This window comes from Vibrio sp. 1727 (assembly GCF_033344415.1).
GTDB lineage: Bacteria > Pseudomonadota > Gammaproteobacteria > Enterobacterales > Vibrionaceae > Vibrio > Vibrio alginolyticus.
Genome location: NZ_JAWPOT010000674.1, coordinates 1 through 516, shown reverse-complemented (window position 1 = coordinate 516; position 516 = coordinate 1). Strand labels below are relative to the sequence as shown.

The following is a 516-nucleotide window of genomic DNA, read 5'->3' as shown; positions in this document are numbered from 1 at the left end:
GAGTGGGATAATAGGCTTTCGACGCCAGTGACTAAGTAGTGAATGAAAGGAGCCCCTGTGCTTAAAGCGATTTTTTTTGATATGGACGAGACGTTATGTGGCACATCCCAAGCAGACAAAGCTGCAGGGCACAAATTTGCTGCCTGGATTCAACAAACGTATCCGCAAGTCTCTGATCCTCAAGCATTCTTACAACGCTATTTGCAAGGGGTATATAAAAAGCTCAACGCAGAGTTTCCCCAGCTGGTTGCTCTTCTTCCAGACGAAAATGCTTTTCGCTGTGGTCTGATCCAAACGATTTTGGCGGAGAACGGCATCCACATCGATGCAGAGCAAGCTCAGCAAGCACAACACTATTTTGATTCAGCACGTATGGGCGCGTTCACTTTCTTCCCTGGCGTAAAAGAAATGCTGACGGATCTACGTAAGCACTACAAACTTGTCGTGATCACTAACGGTCCAATTTTCTCGCAGCACCCCAAATTGAAAGCAACACAAATGGATGAATGGGTGGAC

1 protein-coding gene is annotated in these 516 nt (G+C 46.5%); it reads left to right on the top strand.

Annotation, left to right across the window (positions count from 1 at the left end; genetic code table 11):
• Positions 1-57: 57 nt before the first annotated feature.
• Positions 58-516: HAD family hydrolase (locus R8O10_RS27540; RefSeq protein ID WP_318192277.1), on the top strand; the 459-nt coding region annotated here is incomplete at its 3' end.